We start from the raw sequence: 16,886 nt of genomic DNA on the forward strand, positions 1-16,886 counted from the left end.
GAACTGCATATATCGCAGGCCTGCTCTAGCCCAGCGCCAGGAAGTGCTTCCGGATCATGTCGATCAACGCCTGGGCCGGTTTGCTGACCGGCAATCCCCGCTTCACGACAATGCCGACGGTACGGCTGACGCTGGGATTGCGCAGCGGCAGCGCGACCAGCCCCTCTTTGCCCTGGGTCTCCACGGCGATGTTCGGCACCACGGCCACGCCCAGTTTCTCCAGCACCATGCCGACGGCGGTTTGCAGGTGCTGGACCTCGTAACGCCAGTTCAGCGTGTCGCGCCGGCGCCCGAGCGCGTCATCGATCAAGGCGCGGTTGCCGGCCTGCGGACTGATCCGGATCAGCGGCGTCTCCTGCAGGTTCGACCACGCCACGAAGCGCCGTTTGGCAAATTCGCTGTCTTTGGTGCACAGCAGCACGAAGCGCTCCTTGATCAGCGGCGTGACCGCGAGATCCCAGATGTTCATGGCGATGATCGTGACCCCGAACTCGGCCTGGCCGGATTGCACCAGCGTCGCAATTTCCGATGCCGAATTGTCGTGGACCTTGATCGAGATGCCGGGGTGGAGCGCGTTGAACTCGCGCAACACGCGCGGCAGGTGGTGGGCGGCGATGGTCGGCAGGCAGCCGAGCGTGATGCGCTCCTGACGCGCGCGGCCGCGCTCGCGCAGCAGGTCCACGGCATCGGACAACTCGCCGATGATCTTTCGCGCCGTCGGCAGCAGGTCGAGCCCGGCGGGAGTCAGCGCGACCTGGCGCGTGGTGCGGGCAAGCAACTGAAGACCGAGGTCCTCTTCCAGCTTCTTGATGCGGTGGCTGAGCGCTGTCTGCGACAGGTTCAGATGCGCCGCAGCACGGGAAAAGCTGCCGCGCTCGGCGATACTCAGAAATGCCTGCAGCCCCAGAAAATCGATGCGCATGACCTGTCCACCGGTGCCGATCTGCTGCACCTGCCTGCAGTTACCGCCTTGGCGCGCCGGGTTGCAAGATGCGGAAACAGACCATTCCTGAGGCCCGCCAAGTCTTTGCGTGCAGCAAGAGGACGCCGCGCCTGGCCGGGTGCGTCGCGGCCCGGATTCCAGGGGGACGCAGACAAGCCGCGTGCCGTGACGGTTAACGGCACATTAACACCGGCATATGGGCCGACGTCGAAACGTTGTTCGCGCGAAAAATCGGCACTGATATACCGCTTTGCAGGCGTAGCGCTGCGAAGCGGACTTCGGGAACGCATGCCGACTTAACTGTTTGTGCAATTCCCGCCTGCATAGTCTTCCTCACCCGGGACGCGACGAGCAAATCAGACATGACCGATACGAACTCCATGGCGTCGTTTGGACGCATCATCTCAGTCCGTGGTTCCCTCGCCCGGGTCGGACTGTTGGCGTCCAGCCAGTTGGCGCCAGCGGAGGCCCGCGGCACCGTCGGCCGCTTCGTCAGCATTCGCTGCGCCAATTCGACGATCATCGCCATGATCACCGAAGTCTCGTGCGAGAACCTGCCGACCTCCGACCTCTATATCGCCAGCGCGTCGGTCGACCTGCTCGGCGAAATCATCGGCGGGCCTGCGCGCCCCAAGTTCCAGCGCGGTGTCACCAATTACCCGACCATCGGCGATCCCGTCGAGTTGATCACCAACCAGGAACTCCGCACGGTCTATGCGCCGACCGGCTCCGACCAGATCAATGTCGGCACGCTGCAACAGGACAGCTCGGTCATCGCCTATATCGATGTCGAGGAGATGCTCAGCAAGCATTTCGCCGTGCTTGGCTCGACCGGCGTCGGCAAATCATCAGGCGTCTCGCTGCTGCTCAATGAGATCCTCAAGGTGCGCCCGAACCTGCGCATCTTCCTGCTCGACGTCCACAACGAATACGGCCGCTGCTTCGGCGACCGCGCGCTGGTGCTCAATCCGCGCAACCTGAAGCTACCGTTCTGGCTGTTCAATTTTGAGGAAATCGTCGACGTACTGTTCGCCGGCCGCCCCGGCGTGCCGGAAGAGCTGGAAATCCTCAGCGAGGTGATCCCGATCGCCAAGGGGGTCTATACCCAGTACCAGAACGCCGACCGGATCGGATTGAAGCGCATCGATCCGAAGACGATCGGCTATACCGTCGACACGCCGGTCCCCTATCGGCTGGTCGACCTGATCTCGCTGATCGACGAGCGCATGGGCAAGCTCGAAAACCGCTCGTCGCGCATCATCTATCACAAGCTGATTTCGCGGATTGAGACCGTCCGCAACGATCCGCGCTACGCCTTCATGTTCGACAACGCCAACGTCGGCGGCGACACCATGGCGGAGGTGATCTCCTATCTATTCCGCCTGCCCGCCAACGGCAAGCCGATGACCATCATGCAGCTCGCCGGCTTCCCGGCCGAGGTCGTCGACTCCGTGGTGTCGGTCCTGTGCCGGATGGCGTTCGATTTCGGGCTGTGGAGCGACGGCGTCTCGCCGCTGCTGTTCGTCTGCGAAGAAGCGCATCGCTACGCCTCTGCCGACCGCAACATCGGCTTTGGCCCCACCCGCAAGGCGGTCTCGCGCATCGCCAAGGAAGGCCGGAAATACGGCGTCTATCTCGGCCTCGTGACGCAGCGCCCAGCAGAACTCGACGCCACCATCATTTCCCAGTGCAACACCCTGTTCGCCATGCGCCTTGCCAATGATCGCGACCAGGCGCTGCTGCGCTCGGCCGTCTCCGATGCTGCCGCCAACTTGCTGTCCTTCGTGCCCTCGCTCGGCACCCGTGAAGTGCTGGCATTCGGCGAAGGCGTCGCCCTGCCGACACGACTACGCTTCAAGGAAGTGCCGGCGCATCAGTTGCCGCGATCGGAGGCAACCATTTCGACCGTGCCGTCCGTCGCAGCTGGGCACGACATGCATTTCGTCGGCGCCGTGCTGGAGCGCTGGCGCGGAGCGACATCGCATCGCGATGTGCCGAACGATCCGGGCTTCACCGAGCGTCCCGTCGCACGATCCGGCGAAGCACCGATGCTGCAGCCGTCGCTGGGCCTCGACCCCGACCGCTTCTCGCTGCTGAAGAAGCCGCTGCGCTGACTTCACCTCTCCCTGCCCTTTCGCGGGGAGAGGTCGAAGCCGAGCGTCAGCTCGGCTCCGGGTGAGGGGCTGCCAGTGTTTTGCACGATAGTCCCCTCACCCGACGAGCGCCGCCGCCTCTAAGTACACCCAGCTACTTCTCCCCCGCGCGCTCATCGCCTATGTTCGCCGCCTGCGCACGGCGCGCCGGACGGACCCAGCCGATGACACTGCCCACGCGCTTTCCTGTCCCTGCACTCGACACCCTGCCCGGCGACATCTGGGACATCACCGCGATCGCCGCATTCTTCGCGCTGTCCAACCGGATGGCCAATGTCATAGACATGAAGCCGAACGTCGAATTTGACATGATGGGCCGGCTGCCGAAGTAGCGCCGCGCACCGGGGAGTATCGCATTGCACGACTGGCCGGAAATCATGCTGCGTCTTGGCGTCGCCGCGCTGGCAGGCGGCGCCATCGGTCTCAACCGCGATCTGCATGGCAAGCCGATTGGCCTGCGGACGCTATCGCTGGTCAGCCTCGCCACCGCCATGATCGTGATGCTGTCGGATCCCACCGGGGATCCCGGCCGCTTCACCGATGCCACCAGCCGCGTCGTCCAGGGCATTCTCACTGGCATCGGCTTTCTCGGCGCCGGCGTGATCTATCACGCCGGCGCGCATGCCCGGATCTCGCGGGCTGACCAGTGCGGCCTGCACCTGGCTGACCGCCTGCGTCGGCATCCTGTGCGGCGCAGGCCAATGGCACATCGTCGCCATTGCCCTGGCCATCACCTTCATCATTCTGGTGGCCGGCGGCCCCACCGAACGGTGGCTGCACCGGGCGCTGGGCGGCAAAGCCGATCAAGGCGCCCCCACCAACCAGCCGGCCCCATCGCCGGACGCCGGACCGCAGCCACTTCCGTAGAGCATTCGTGCCATGCGAACTCTGTTTGTGTCCCGCGGGGCCGGCGTGCTAAAATTCGAAGATAACAGTGGCTGAGCAGGCCATCGGGCGATGATGAAGACCCAGAAGCCGATCATCAGGGAGCAGGACGAGCATCGCGTGCTCAAATTTGTGCCGCGATCCTCTGCGCATGCATCACCGATTCCCAGCAGTCATTCTCATCGCGCCCCTTTGTCGTCCGAGCACGACGACCTTGCGCGCTATCGGCAGGATCGCGACGAGCCGGACGATTTTCGCCACCGGATGCTGGCCAATACGGCGGCGTTCGCCCTGACCGCGGCGCTCACCGGCATCGGGATCTGGCTGGCCATCAGTATCGCCGACCTGCGCAAGACCCAGGATTGCGTGCTGATGGGACGCCGGGACTGCGCCCATATTGCCTCGACGCCACCGTGAGACGTGCGGGATAATAGTCCGCTGGGTGGAACTGGCTGGTGAGCGGGTGCTCAACTGCCATTGAACTGGGGGCGTCCCTCCGTTATACGGGCAAACGACTCCTTACGGCGGACAGGGCGTTTCGGGGCCGAGCCCCTCTTTCCGCGTCGCCCCGACATTTATCTTCAATATATCAAAGGCTTAACGATGTCCTCCACATTCGAGCAGGTTGCCACGATCATCGCTGAAACCTGCGACATCCCTCGCGACACGATCACACCGGAAAGCCATGCGATTGACGATCTGGGCATCGACAGCCTGGACTTCCTCGATATTGCCTTTGCCATCGACAAGGCCTTCGGCATCAAGCTGCCGCTGGAAAAATGGACCCAGGAAGTCAATGACGGCAAGGCGACCACCGAGCAGTATTTTGTCCTGAAGAACCTGAGCGCCCGCATCGACGAATTGGTCGCGGCCAAGGGCGCGTAACGCCCCGCCATGAACCTCGAATATTTTCACCTCATCGACCGCATCACCGACCTCGACACAGGCGCGCGCCGGATTACGGTCGAAGCGATCGTGCCGCAGACCAGCACGATCTTCGAGGGCCACTTTCCGGGCTATCCGCTGATGCCCGGCGTGTTGCTGATCGAGGCGATGGCGCAGACCTCCGGCTGGCTGTTGATTGCGCTGAACAAGTTCGAGCGCATGCCGTTCCTGGCCGCCGTGAAGGAAGCCAAGATGCGGAGTTTCATCACGCCGGGTGAGACACTGAAGATCGACGCCACGATGGCGCATGACGGCTCCGGCTTCGCTATGACCGATGTGAAGATCACTGTCGCCGGCAAGACTACCTGCAACGCCACGCTGACGTTCCGAATCGTCCCCTTCCCGCATCCGGACCTGCGCGGGCATATGGAAACCATGGCCAAGCGGATCAACTTCCCTCACGAGGCAATGGCTAATGGCTGACACGAAATCGGCAACCTCCACACCGGTGGAAGCCTGGATCACCGGCATCGGCCTCGCGACCTCGCTCGGCGAAGGTCCGGACGCCCATTGGGACGCGCTCAACGACAAGCGTATCAATGTCGATGAGACGGGCTTTGCGCCCTACATCGTCCATCCGCTGGCCCCGGTGTCCTTCGACTCGCAGATCCCGAAGAAGGGCGATCAGCGGCAGATGGAAGCCTGGCAGCGCATCGGCACCTATGCCGCCGGCCTCGCGCTGGAATCCGCTGGCCTCAAGGGCAACAAGGACATCCTGTCGAAGATGGACATGATCGTCGCCGCCGGCGGCGGCGAACGCGATCTCGCGGTCGATTCCGGCATCCTCAATTCCGAGGCGCATGGCGCCTCAGCCCCGGGCTTTCTCAACGAGCGGCTGCTGAACGACCTGCGCCCCACGCTGTTTCTCGCCCAGTTGTCGAACCTGCTGGCCGGTAACATCGCCATCGTGCACGGCGTCACCGGTTCGTCGCGCACCTTCATGGGCGAGGAAGCTGCCGGCGTCGACGCAGTGCGCATTGCGCTGGCACGCATCGCGGCCGGCCAGAGCGACATCGCGCTGATCGGCGCGGCGCATAACGGCGAGCGCAAGGATCTGCTGCTGCTGTACGAGTTTGCCGACTTCAACCTGAAGAACAAGTTCGAGACGGTGTGGGCGCGCGAGAAGAACAGCGGCTTCGCGCTGGGCTCGGGCGGCGCCTTCCTGGTGATCGAGTCGAGGGCCCACGCCGAGGCGCGCGGCGCGAAGCCGTTTGCGCGGCTCACCAACGTGGTCGCCGATCATGCCCGCCGCAAGCATCCAGGCGAAGTCACGGCCTCGCTGGAGACGCTGTGGGGCAAGCTCGGCACGATCAAGGACGATGCCGCCATAATCACCGGCGCAACGGGCGCGGAGCCCGTGACCTCGGAAGAGCGCAACTTCCTGCATGAGCATCCCGGCGTTCCCGTTCGCGGCACCGGCACGCTGTTCGGCCATACGCTGGAGACGCAGTTTCCGCTCGGGCTCGGGCTGGCGGCGCTGGCGATCTCGCGCGGTGCGCTGTTTCCACCGAACGATTCCACCGGCCTCGAGATTGCAATGTCGAAGCCGCCCACCCAGATTGTGGTGATCGGCGCCGGCCACTGGCGCGGCGAAGGCATGGCGCTGGTCGAAGCCATCAATTAATCGCGTTGAACCGCGACGGAGAGATCATGAGCGCAACACGCGATAAATTCGGCCGACCGATCGTCGTCGTAACCGGCATGGGCGTGGTGACCTCGCTCGGCGCGGGCAAGTCCGACAACTGGGCCAAGCTGACCGCCGGCGAATCCGGCATCCGCACCATCACGCGATTTCCCATCGATGGCATGAAGACGACGATGGCCGGGACGGTCGACTTCGTTCCCGTCGATCCGTTCTCGTCGACCGACCTGTCGGAGAAGCTCGCGGATATCGCGACCGAGGAAGCCGTGGCGCAGGCAGGCCTCGGCAGCAAAGGCGATTTCCCCGGCCCGCTGTTTCTGGCCGTGGCGCCCGTCGAAGTGGAATGGCCGCAGCGCCAGGCCGTGGCGCGCGCCACCGGCGCCAATACCGACATCGACTATGATGCCCTGCTGCGCGTCGCGTCCGGCGGCAAGTTCACCGCCTATCACAACCGTTTCATGTTCGGCTCGGTGGCTGATCACCTCGCGGAGACGTTCGGCACCAAGGGCTCGCCGATCTCCACCTCGACGGCCTGCGCCTCGGGTGCCACCGCGATCCAGCTCGGCGTCGAAGCTATCCGCCGCGGGGAAGCCGATGCAGCGCTGTGCGTCGGCACCGACGGCTCGGTCAATCCGGAAGCGCTGATCCGCTTCTCGCTGCTGTCGGCGCTCTCCACGCACAACGATCAGCCGCAGGCCGCGGTGCGGCCATTCGCCAAGAACCGCGATGGTTTTGTCATGGCGGAAGGCGCCGGTGCGCTGGTGCTGGAAAGCCTGGAAGCCGCGCAGGCGCGCGGCGCGAAGATTCTCGGCATTGTCGCCGGCTGCGGCGAACTCGCCGACTCCTTCCACCGCACCCGCTCGAGCCCGGACGGCAAGCCGATCGTCGGCTGCGTCCACAAGGCGCTGGACGATGCCGGCCTCAGCTCCGACCAGATTGACTACATCAATGCTCACGGCACCGGCACGCCGGAGAACGACAAGATGGAGTATCTCGGCATCTCCACGGTGTTCGGCGAGCGCGCCAAGCAGATCCCGGTCTCATCGAACAAGTCCATGGTCGGCCACACCCTCTCCGCCGCTGGTGCGGTGGAGGCGGTGTTCTCGCTGCTCACGCTCGAGCACCAGCGGATCCCGCCGACCATCAACTACGATGTTCCCGATCCGGCGATCCCGTTCGACGTGGTCCCCAATACCGCACGCGACGCACGTGTCACCGCGGTGATGTCGAATTCGTTCGGCTTCGGCGGCCAGAACGCCTCGCTGATCCTGACCCGCGAGCCGATTTAGCCCGCGCGTAACTCCCTGCGCCGGTTGACGCCATAGCGTGAACCGGCGATACGCAACCATCAGAAATCACTTTATTGCCGGAGACGCAGTTCATGCGTGCGCTCAATCTCGTTGCCGACCGTGAGCTCGTCGTCGTCGATCAGCCTGCCCCACCGCCGCCGGAGGCCGGCGAGGTACAGATCCGCGTCAAGGCGGTGGCGCTGAACCACATCGACGTCTGGGGCTTTCGCGGCATGGCCTTCGCCAAGCGCAAGCTGCCGCTGGCCGTCGGCGCCGAGGCTTCCGGCGAGATCGCTGCGGTCGGCGAAGGCGTGACCAACTTCAAGCCCGGCCAGAAGGTCGTGATGTACGGCGCCAAGACCTGCGGCGTCTGCAAGCCCTGTATCGAAGGCCGCGACAATTTCTGCGAAAACGTCGGCGGCCTTTACGGCTTCCACCTCGACGGCTTTTCCCGCGAGCTGATGAACATGCCGGCGCGGCTCGTGATCCCCGTCCCCGACAATGTGAGCCTGCGCGACGCCGCCTGCGCGCCGATCGCATTCTCCACCGTGCAGCACATGCTGTTCGACAACGCCAAGCTGCAGCCCGGCGAAACCATTCTGGTGCACGCCGGCGGCTCCGGCATCGGCACCGCTGCCATCATGATGGCCAAGAAGATCGGCTGCACGGTGATCACCACGGTGGGCGACGATTCCAAGATCGAAGGCGTCAAGGCGCTGGGCGCCGACCATGTGATCAACTACCGCAAGGATCGCTTTGAGGGCGAGACGCGCAAGATCACCAAGAAGAAGGGCGTCGACGTCGTGTTCGAACACGTCGGTGCCGATACGTTCAACGGCTCATTGCTGGTGATGAAGCGCGGCGGCCGTCTGGTCACCTGCGGCTCGACCTCCGGCCCGACCACGACCATCAACCTGATGCAGCTGTTCCAGCAGCAGTACCGCATCTTCGGTTCGTTCGGCGCCACCATGAAGAACATTGCGGAGAGCCTCGACAAGATGGCCGACGGCATGCTGCCGGTGATCGACACCGAAGTCTCGATGGACGACGTCGAGCCGGCCCTGAAGCGCATGGAGAGCCGTCAGGTGTTCGGCAAGATCATCGTTCACTTCTGATGCTGCGGCTGTTCCTCCGCACCCGCGCCCGCATCCGCGACGCCATCAAGCCGGCGGGCGAGGCTGTGGTCGGGGCGCTGACCATCGCGCTGCTCCGCACCACCCGCTATTTCGATCCGATCAAGACCGCCGACCTGTTTGCGAAGATCACGCAGAAGATCGGCCCGCTGTTTCGCGAGGACAAGATCGGCCGCGCCAACCTCACCGCGGCCTTCCCGGAAAAATCTCCGGAAGAGATCGAGAAAATTCTCGCCGGCGTGTGGGGCAACATGGGTCGGTTCGCCGCCGAGTTCGCGCATCTCGATCACGTCTGGGAGCACGACCCCGCGCATCCCGAACTCAGCCGCATCGAAATCCCTGAGCGCACCCACGAGCTGTTCGCGCAACTCCGCCTCGACGGCAAGCCCGCACTGATCTTCGCCGCCCATATCGGCAACTGGGAATTGCCGGCGCTCGCAGCCGTAGCCCACGGACTCGAGGCCACTGTTCTCTATCGCCGACCGAACATCGAGGCCGTCAACCGCGTCATCGAGCAGATCCGTGCGGTCAATATGGGGACAATGGTCGCGGCCAGCCACGACGCGCCGGTGAAGCTGGCGCATGCCCTGAGCGACGGCCAGCATGTGGCCATGCTGGTGGACCAGTGGTTCACCAATGGCGTCGAGGTCGATTTCTTCGGCCGCAAGACAAAAGCCAATCCCATGCTGGCGCGGCTGCTGCGCCAGGTCGATTGCCCGATCCATGGCGTCCGCATCATCCGCCTGCCCGGCCACCGTTTTCGCGCCGAGTTGTCCGAGGAAGTGAAGCCAGTGCGCACCGCCGACGGCAAGGTCGACGTGCAGGGCACCATGCAGGCGGTGACCTCCGTGCTGGAGGGCTGGATCCGCGAATATCCGGACCAGTGGCTGTGGCTGCATCGCCGCTGGCGGTAAGCTTGTTCTGAAGTCTACCGGCGGCGGCGCCTACGCGCTTGTCATCCCCGCGCATGCGGGGATCCAGTAAACGCAGGCTGATCGGCTTTAACGATCGCGCGATGACTGGATCGCCCGGTCCAGGCGCACAATTGCGCGCCAGGCCGGGCGACGACAGTTGCGTATCGGAGCAACGACAGAGACTTACCTCCCCGTCTTCACTTTCGTCCACAGGCGATTGATCACACGCTGGGTCGCCGGGTCGCGCGCGGTGATGACGAACAGCTTCTTCAGCGTCGCTTCGTCCGGGTAGACGGTCTTGTCATCAAGGATCTTCGGATCGATCAGCTTCTGGCTGGCGAGATTGCCGTTGGCATATGACAGGTAATCCGAATTCTTGGCGGCGACCTCCGGCCGGTAGAGATAGTTGATCAGCGCATAGGCCTCATCGACGTTCTTGGCGTCCGCCGGGATCGCGAGATTGTCCAGGAACATCTGCGCGCCCTCCTTCGGGATGGCATAGCCGATCTCGACGCCGTTATTGGCCTCGGCGGCGCGACGCTGCGCCTGCTTGATGTCGCCGGACCAGCCGACCACGAGGCAGATCTCACCGGTGGCCAGCGCGCTGAGATATTCAGACGAATGAAATTTGCGCACGTAAGGCCTGATCCTGCTGACGAGATCGGCCGCCTTTTCGAGATCGCCTGCCTTGGTCGAATTGGGATCGAGACCGAGATAGCTCAGCGCCGCCGGCAGGATGTCGTCAGCGGAATCCAGCATGTGGATGCCGCAATCCTTGAATTTCGCGATGGTCTCCGGCTTGAACACGATGTCCCAGCTGTCGATCCTGGCGCCGGGTCCGAGGATTTTCTCCGTCGCCTTGACGTTGTAGCCGATGCCGGTGGTGCCCCACATGTAGTTGGCGGCAAACTGGTTGCCGGGATCGTAGACATTGAGACGACTGGTGACAACGTCCCATGCGTTGGCAAGATTGGGCAGCTTCGCCCTGTCGAGCTTCTGGAAGATTTTTGCGGCGATCTGGCGCTGCAGAAAATAGGCCGTAGGGACGACCACGTCGTAGCCGGACTTGCCGGCGAGCAGCCGGGTCTCCAGCGTCTCGTTGGCGTCGAACGTGTCGTAGACGACCTTGATGCCGGTCTCCCGGGTAAAGTCATCGAGGACTCCCGGAGCCATATAGTTGGACCAGTTGTAGAAATTGACCACCCGCTCCTGCGCCCGCGCCGGGAGCGACAATGCCAGCGCGGCGATGAGACTTGTGATCTTGCAAATCCCGATGCCCACGACTTTCTCCTAGCGTCGATGCACCGCGTCCGACAGCCGCTCCAGCGCGGTGTCCAGCGTCGCATCCTTCTTGGCGAAGCAGAACCGCACCACCGATGTCACCGGATCTTCCTCGTAGAATGCCGACACCGGGATCGCGGCGACCTTGTAGTCATGGACGATGCGCTTGCAGAACGCCTCGTCGGTCTCGTTGAGGCCGAGCGGCGAGAGATCCACCGTGAGGAAATAAGTGCCCTGCGACTGGATCACGGGAAAGCCGATGCGCTCGAGCCCCGCTGCGAGGCGGTCGCGGCTGCGCGCCAGATCGGTCTGCATCTCCTTGAAGAATTCGTCGGCCTTGCCGAGTCCATAGGCGACGGCGACCTGCAGGTTGGGCGCGGTGGTGAAGGTGAGAAACTGGTGCACCTTGGCGCAGACCCGCAACAACGGCGGCGCGGCGCAGACGAAGCCGATCTTCCAGCCGGTCAACGAGAAGATCTTGCCGGCGGAGCCGATCTTGATGGTGCGATCGCGCATGCCGGGCATCGACATCAGCGGAATATGCTTGAAGCCTTCGAACACCACGTGCTCCCAGACCTCGTCGCAGATCGCGATGGTGTCGAACTCCTGACAGAATTTTGCCAGCAGTTCGAGGTCCTCGCGCGGATAGACCACCGCCGCTGGATTGAGCGGATTGTTGAACAGCACCGCCTTGGTCTTGTGATTGAAGACCGCGCGCAGGTCCTCTTCGGTGAGGCGCCAGTGCGGCGGCTTGAGACGCACCAGCCGCGGAATGCCGCCTGCCTGGCGGATCACCGGCAGATAGGAATCATAGACCGGCTGGAAACACACGACCTCGTCGCCGGGCTCGACCACCGCGAGGATCGCCGTGGTCAGGGCCTCGGTGCCGCCGGACGTCACCATGACCTCCGTCGTCGGATCCAGGTTGAGGCCGTGCCAGTGCCCATAATGGGTCGCGATGGCCTGGCGCAGTTCCGGCAGACCCATCATCGAGGGATACTGGTTGTAGCCGTTCAGCACCGCATCGGCCGCGGCCTGGCGGATATCCAGGGGGCCGGGATCGTCGGGAAAGCCCTGCCCGAGATTGATGGCGTTGTTGTCGCGCGCAAGCTGCGACATCGCCTCGAACACCGTGACGGGCAGGTTCGCAAAGATTGGATTCATCGAGGATCAGCCGCCGGTCTTGGACGGCAGACCTGCCGCTTTCCAGCCAAGCATGCCGCCGGCGAGATGCTTGTCGTAAGCGAACCCGGCGGCCTGCGCCGCCAGCGACGCAGTCACCGAGCGCTTGCCGGAACGGCAGGCGAACACAACCTGCTTGCCCTGGGGGTCGGGAATGTCCTTCGCATCGAAGCCCGACAACGGAACCACGACGGCATCCGGATAGGCCTCGACGGCGACCTCGTTGGGCTCGCGCACGTCGATCAGCAGATAGCGACCGTCGGCGATCCCCTTGGCGACGTCGTCCGGCGCCAAATCCTCAACACTGTTACCTGTCACCAGAACCTCCCCGCGCTCCGCCTTGCGGAACGAATTGCCACGTCGATCGTATCTGCGATGACCCGCCAAACTCGCCTTTGGCGCGCGGAAAATCAAGCACCCCGCGGTCAGATCGTGACCTGTGTACCCACTTCCACCACGCGCCCGGTGGGAATCTGGAAATAGTCGGTGGCGTCGTTGGCGGTGCGGCTGAGCGCTATGAACAGAAGGTCCTGCCAGCGCGGCATGCCGGAGTGGGCCGCCGGCTTGAGCGCGCGGCGGGACAGGAAGAACGACGTCGACATGATGTCGAATTGCCAACCGAGTTTTCGTGCGATCGCCAGCGCCTTCGGCACGTTAGGGGATTCCATGAAACCAAAGCGCAGCGTCACCTTGGAAAAGGTGGCGCTGATCTCCTCGAAGCGCACCCGTTCGGCGGGGTCGATCCGCGGCGTCGGCGCTGTCTCGATGGTAAGAATAACATTCTTCTCGTGAAGCACCTTGTAGTGCTTCAGACTATGCATCAGTGCGGTCGGCGCGCTTTCCGGATCGCTGGTGAGGAAAACGGCGGTGCCCGACACGCGCTGCGGCGGTCGCTTCTCCAGCATCGCGACGAGATCTTTGAGCGGGAATTCCAGCTTGCGGGATTTCTCGAACAAGAGCCGGCTTCCGCGCCGCCACGTATACATCAGCATGATGACCACGCCGCCGAGCGCCAGCGGCACCCAGCCGCCCTCGAACACCTTGAGCAGGTTGGCAGCAAGGAAAGTGAGATCGAGCAGCAGGAACGGCACGATCAGGGCGGCCGCCGCCCACGGCTTCCACTTCCAGACGCGCCAGATGACCACGAAGCCCATCATCGCCGTGACCACCATCGTGCCGGTCACCGAGATGCCATAGGCCGAGGCCAGCGCGCTCGACGAGCGGAACAGCAGCACCAGCAGCACGACGCTGATCAGCAGCAGCATGTTGACGCGGGGAATGTAGATCTGGCCTGAGTGCGACTCCGAGGTGTGCTTGATCTCGAAGCGCGGCAGCAGACCGAGCTGAATCGCTTGTCGCGTCAGCGAATAGGCGCCGGTGATGACCGCCTGGCTGGCGATGACCGTCGCCACCGTGGCGAGCAAGACCATCGGCAGCAGCGCCCAGTCCGGAAACATCAGGAAGAACGGGTTTTCCAACGCGGTGGGGTCGCCGATCACCAGGGCGCCCTGCCCGAGATAGTTCAGCGCCAGCGACGGCAGCACGATGGCCAGCCATGCGGTCTGGATCGGACGTTTGCCGAAATGCCCGAGGTCCGCATACAGCGCCTCGGCGCCGGTCACCGCCAGAAACACCGCGCCGAGCGTAACAAACCCGATGATGCCGTGGTGAAACATGAATGAGAAAGCGTGCATGGGGTTCAGCGCAAACAGCACTTCGGGATGCTTGAAGATCGGCGGGATCGCGGCAATCGCAATCACGGCGAACCAGACACACATGACCGGCCCGAAAAAGGCGGCCACCCGGGCCGTGCCCCGCGACTGTACCGCGAAAAGAACCAGCAGGATGATGATGGTCAAGGGCACGACGTAGGCGTCGAATGCCGACGTCACCAGCTTCATGCCCTCGATGGCGGAGAGTACCGACAGTGCGGGCGTAATCACGGCGTCGCCATAGAACAGAGCGCCGCTGATGATCCCCAGCAGGATGATCACGGCACTGCCGGAGCCGACCGCACGCTGCGCGAGCGCCATCAGTGCCAAGGTACCGCCCTCGCCGTTATTGTCGGCGCGCAGCAGGATCACGACATATTTCATCGTCACCACGATGATCAGGGCCCACAGGATCAACGACAGGACGCCCAGGACCGCCGCGTTGCTCACGCCGGCCGCGGTATGCCCTCCGGCCGCCACCAGGGCCTCCCTGAGGGCGTAGAGCGGGCTGGTGCCGATGTCCCCGTACACAACGCCGATGCTGCCCAGCATCAGCGATTTGAAGCCAGCGGTGGAATGGGTGTCCGCATGGCCCTTCTCCGCCGGCGTTTCCGCGGCGGGCACTGCAGTCTCGGTGGTCATCGGATGTGCCTCGAAAATGGCTTCACTGAACCGGGCAAAGCGAGCGGGCTTATAGCCCTGCGCAGAAGGCATAGCATACCGCTAATTTAGTCTACAGCCATGCAGAATTGTGGGAAATCAGATGGTCACCTGGGTCCCGACTTCGACCACCCTGCCGGTCGGAATCTGGAAATAGTCGGTCGCGTCGTTGGCCGAACGGCTCAGGGCAATGAACAGGTGATCCTGCCATAGCGGCATGCCGGACTGCGCCGACGGCTTCAGCGAGCGCCGCGACACAAAGAACGACGTCGCCATGATGTCGAACTGCCAGCCGAGCTTCCGCGCGATCACAAGCGCCTTGGGCACGTTCGGCGATTCCATGAAGCCGAAGCGCAGCCTGACGGTGGAAAACTTGTCGCTGATGTTTTCCATGCGAACCCGCTCGGCGGGGTCGACGCGCGGCGTCTGTCCGGTCTCGATGGTCAGGATCACGTTGTGTTCGTGGAGAACCTTGTTGTGCTTGAGATTGTGGAGCAGCGCAGTGGGCACGAAATTGGGATCGCTTGTCAGGAACACCGCGGTACCCTTGACGATATGCGGCGGGCGCTTTTCCAGGCTCTTGATCAGATCGACGAGCGGCACCTCGATGCGCCGCGTCTTGTTGATAAGGATTGCCGCACCCCGGCGCCAGGTCCAGATCACCACGGTCATGGTCAGACCGAACATCAGCGGGACCCAGGCGCCTTCCAGCAGCTTCAGGAAGTTGGCGCTGAAGAAGGTCATGTCGACCACCACGAAGGGCACGATCACGGCGGCAGCCGTCGCCGCCTTCCAGTTCCACAGTTTCCAGATCACCACAAAGCCCATGATGCCGTCGGCCACCATGGTCGTGGAGACAGCAATACCATAGGCCGACGCCAGTCCGCTGGAGGTCCGGAACAGCATCACCAGCAGCAGCACACCGATCAGCAGCAGTCGATTGACCCGCGGCAGATAGATCTGGCCGGCATGGGTTTCCGACGTGTAGCGCACTTCGAAACGCGGCAGCAGGCCGAGTTGAACGGCCTGACGGACCAGCGAATACGCACCGGTAATCACCGCCTGGCTGGCGATCACCGTTGCCGCGGTTGCCAGGATGATCAGCGGCACCAGCACGGCCTCGGGCACCATGCGATAGAAGGTATTCTCGATCGCCGCCGGATGGGACAGCACAAGCGCGCCCTGTCCGAAATAGTTGATCAGCAGTGCCGGCAACACGAAGTAGAACCATCCGGTCTGGATCGGCTTGCGGCCGAAATGGCCGAGATCGGCATAAAGCGCTTCGCCGCCGGTGACCGCGAGAAACACCGCACCGAGCGTCACCAGTCCGATTTCGCCATGCGTAAACAGAAACTGGATGGCGTAATATGGGTTGATCGCAGCCAGCACCGAGGGATCGTCGCTGATGTGATACAGCCCCATCAGTGCCAGCGTGATGAACCATGCGATCATGACCGGCCCGAAGGCGGAGGCCACCTTTGCCGTTCCGATGCGCTGCACAGAAAACAGCACGACGAGAATGACCACCGTGAGCGGCACGACGTAGTGCTCCAGCGCCGGCGCCGCGAGCTTGAGGCCTTCCACTGCGGACAGCACGGAGATCGCCGGCGTGATCATCGAATCGCCGATGAACATCGAGGCGCCGACCACGCCTAGCGCCAGCAGTGGCCAACTCCGCCGCCCCAGGGCCCGTTGCCCGAGCGCCATCAATGAGAGCGTGCCGCCCTCGCCGTTATTGTCGGCCCGCAGCAGCAGCAGCACGTATTTGGCGGTGACGACGATGAACAGCGCCCAGAGGATCAGTGACAGCACGCCGAGCACGATGGCTCGTGTGACCGGTTCCCCATGCGCAGCGGCACCGACGGCCTCGCGAAAGGCGTAAAGGGGCGATGTGCCGATATCGCCGAACACCACGCCGATGGCACCGAGCGTGAGCTGCCAAAATCCTGTCGTGACCGGCGCCTCGGTCGGGACTTCGGTTGATGTTTCGCTGATTGCCATGGCGGGAAGGGGATGCCCTGTCGGTGATTTCGATCCCGGCTATGGCGTGCCGGACATGACCAGTCAACCGACAGATTATAGCATATTTCTTGGCTCGTGCCGCCGGAAGCCGGGTTTTCCGGAACCAGGCGCCGAAACAGCCATCC

At 63.5% G+C, this 16,886-nt stretch carries 14 protein-coding genes and 2 pseudogenes; 10 read left to right on the forward strand and 6 right to left on the reverse strand.

Translation table 11 applies throughout. From position 1 onward, the window contains the following. Positions 1-25: 25 nt before the first annotated feature. Positions 26-922 (reverse strand): LysR family transcriptional regulator, encoded by an 897-nt coding sequence (locus tag ONR75_RS21055; protein WP_265078966.1) that lies wholly within the window; start codon positions 920-922, stop codon positions 26-28. Between the two features lie 401 nt (positions 923-1,323). Between ONR75_RS21055 and ONR75_RS21060 the strand changes: the two genes are divergently transcribed. The 10 genes and pseudogenes from ONR75_RS21060 (at position 1,324) to ONR75_RS21105 (ending at position 9,904) form a co-directional block, all read left to right on the forward strand. After that, positions 1,324-3,057, forward strand: a complete 1,734-nt coding sequence (locus ONR75_RS21060; protein ID WP_413776530.1) for an ATP-binding protein — start codon at positions 1,324-1,326, stop codon at positions 3,055-3,057. A 254-nt stretch (positions 3,058-3,311) separates the two neighbouring features. Then, positions 3,312-3,428, forward strand: a pseudogene (locus ONR75_RS21065) (alkylhydroperoxidase); the annotation flags it as partial. Between the two features lie 45 nt (positions 3,429-3,473). Beyond that, a pseudogene (locus ONR75_RS21070) lies at positions 3,474-3,963 on the forward strand (MgtC/SapB family protein). Positions 3,964-4,056: 93 nt separating this feature from the next. After that, positions 4,057-4,398 (forward strand): hypothetical protein, encoded by a 342-nt coding sequence (locus ONR75_RS21075; protein WP_265083752.1) that lies wholly within the window; start codon positions 4,057-4,059, stop codon positions 4,396-4,398. A 186-nt stretch (positions 4,399-4,584) separates the two neighbouring features. Beyond that, positions 4,585-4,866 (forward strand): acyl carrier protein, encoded by a 282-nt coding sequence (locus tag ONR75_RS21080; RefSeq protein WP_265078968.1) that lies wholly within the window; start codon positions 4,585-4,587, stop codon positions 4,864-4,866. A 9-nt stretch (positions 4,867-4,875) separates the two neighbouring features. Further along, on the forward strand, positions 4,876-5,349 hold the full coding sequence (locus tag ONR75_RS21085; protein WP_265078969.1) for a 3-hydroxyacyl-ACP dehydratase FabZ family protein: 474 nt from the start codon (positions 4,876-4,878) through the stop codon (positions 5,347-5,349). Continuing rightward, positions 5,342-6,550: a beta-ketoacyl-ACP synthase gene (locus tag ONR75_RS21090; protein WP_265078970.1), complete on the forward strand. Its 1,209-nt coding sequence runs from the start codon at positions 5,342-5,344 to the stop codon at positions 6,548-6,550. Before ONR75_RS21085 ends, ONR75_RS21090 begins: the two co-directional genes overlap by 8 nt. Before the next feature lie 26 nt (positions 6,551-6,576). Beyond that, a complete protein-coding gene (locus tag ONR75_RS21095) occupies positions 6,577-7,857 on the forward strand; it encodes a beta-ketoacyl-ACP synthase (RefSeq protein WP_265078971.1) in 1,281 nt (426 codons plus the stop codon). Positions 7,858-7,949: 92 nt separating this feature from the next. Further along, the gene (locus tag ONR75_RS21100) at positions 7,950-8,972 is read left to right on the forward strand and encodes a zinc-binding dehydrogenase (protein ID WP_265078972.1); all 1,023 of its coding nucleotides are present in this window, start codon (positions 7,950-7,952) and stop codon (positions 8,970-8,972) included. Beyond that, positions 8,972-9,904 carry a lipid A biosynthesis lauroyl acyltransferase gene (locus ONR75_RS21105; protein ID WP_265078973.1) on the forward strand — a complete coding sequence of 311 codons (933 nt, stop codon included), beginning with the start codon at positions 8,972-8,974 and terminating at the stop codon, positions 9,902-9,904. The genes ONR75_RS21100 and ONR75_RS21105 overlap by 1 nt, the downstream gene beginning before the upstream one ends. Before the next feature lie 183 nt (positions 9,905-10,087). Here the strand turns inward: ONR75_RS21105 and ONR75_RS21110 are convergent, their stop codons facing one another. The 5 genes from ONR75_RS21110 to ONR75_RS21130 all read right to left on the reverse strand — a co-directional run bounded on the left by ONR75_RS21110 (position 10,088) and on the right by ONR75_RS21130 (position 16,740). Further along, positions 10,088-11,185, reverse strand: coding sequence for a polyamine ABC transporter substrate-binding protein (locus ONR75_RS21110; RefSeq protein ID WP_265078974.1), 1,098 nt, complete (start codon positions 11,183-11,185; stop codon positions 10,088-10,090). 9 nt (positions 11,186-11,194) lie between these two features. Further along, positions 11,195-12,349 (reverse strand): aminotransferase, encoded by a 1,155-nt coding sequence (locus ONR75_RS21115; RefSeq protein ID WP_265078975.1) that lies wholly within the window; start codon positions 12,347-12,349, stop codon positions 11,195-11,197. A 6-nt stretch (positions 12,350-12,355) separates the two neighbouring features. Further along, on the reverse strand, positions 12,356-12,685 hold the full coding sequence (locus ONR75_RS21120; RefSeq protein ID WP_265078976.1) for a rhodanese-like domain-containing protein: 330 nt from the start codon (positions 12,683-12,685) through the stop codon (positions 12,356-12,358). A 107-nt stretch (positions 12,686-12,792) separates the two neighbouring features. Continuing rightward, positions 12,793-14,721 carry a potassium transporter Kup gene (locus ONR75_RS21125; RefSeq protein ID WP_265078977.1) on the reverse strand — a complete coding sequence of 643 codons (1,929 nt, stop codon included), beginning with the start codon at positions 14,719-14,721 and terminating at the stop codon, positions 12,793-12,795. Between the two features lie 117 nt (positions 14,722-14,838). Next, positions 14,839-16,740: a potassium transporter Kup gene (locus ONR75_RS21130; RefSeq protein WP_265078978.1), complete on the reverse strand. Its 1,902-nt coding sequence runs from the start codon at positions 16,738-16,740 to the stop codon at positions 14,839-14,841. Positions 16,741-16,886 lie beyond the last annotated feature (146 nt).

This window comes from Rhodopseudomonas sp. P2A-2r, assembly GCF_026015985.1.
Classification (GTDB): Bacteria; Pseudomonadota; Alphaproteobacteria; order Rhizobiales; family Xanthobacteraceae; genus Tardiphaga.

What these genes read in the sequence shown, in the direction of transcription:
- ONR75_RS21130 (WP_265078978.1), bottom strand. Translation starts at nt 16,740, where the DNA reads ATGGCAATCAGCGAAACATCAACCGAAGTCCCGACCGAGGCGCCGGTC.
- ONR75_RS21105 (WP_265078973.1), top strand. Translation starts at nt 8,972, where the DNA reads ATGCTGCGGCTGTTCCTCCGCACCCGCGCCCGCATCCGCGACGCCATC.
- ONR75_RS21055 (WP_265078966.1), bottom strand. Translation starts at nt 922, where the DNA reads ATGCGCATCGATTTTCTGGGGCTGCAGGCATTTCTGAGTATCGCCGAG.
- ONR75_RS21075 (WP_265083752.1), top strand. Translation starts at nt 4,057, where the DNA reads ATGAAGACCCAGAAGCCGATCATCAGGGAGCAGGACGAGCATCGCGTG.
- ONR75_RS21090 (WP_265078970.1), top strand. Translation starts at nt 5,342, where the DNA reads ATGGCTGACACGAAATCGGCAACCTCCACACCGGTGGAAGCCTGGATC.
- ONR75_RS21115 (WP_265078975.1), bottom strand. Translation starts at nt 12,349, where the DNA reads ATGAATCCAATCTTTGCGAACCTGCCCGTCACGGTGTTCGAGGCGATG.
- ONR75_RS21060 (WP_413776530.1), top strand. Translation starts at nt 1,324, where the DNA reads ATGGCGTCGTTTGGACGCATCATCTCAGTCCGTGGTTCCCTCGCCCGG.
- ONR75_RS21095 (WP_265078971.1), top strand. Translation starts at nt 6,577, where the DNA reads ATGAGCGCAACACGCGATAAATTCGGCCGACCGATCGTCGTCGTAACC.
- ONR75_RS21125 (WP_265078977.1), bottom strand. Translation starts at nt 14,721, where the DNA reads ATGACCACCGAGACTGCAGTGCCCGCCGCGGAAACGCCGGCGGAGAAG.
- ONR75_RS21085 (WP_265078969.1), top strand. Translation starts at nt 4,876, where the DNA reads ATGAACCTCGAATATTTTCACCTCATCGACCGCATCACCGACCTCGAC.
- ONR75_RS21100 (WP_265078972.1), top strand. Translation starts at nt 7,950, where the DNA reads ATGCGTGCGCTCAATCTCGTTGCCGACCGTGAGCTCGTCGTCGTCGAT.
- ONR75_RS21080 (WP_265078968.1), top strand. Translation starts at nt 4,585, where the DNA reads ATGTCCTCCACATTCGAGCAGGTTGCCACGATCATCGCTGAAACCTGC.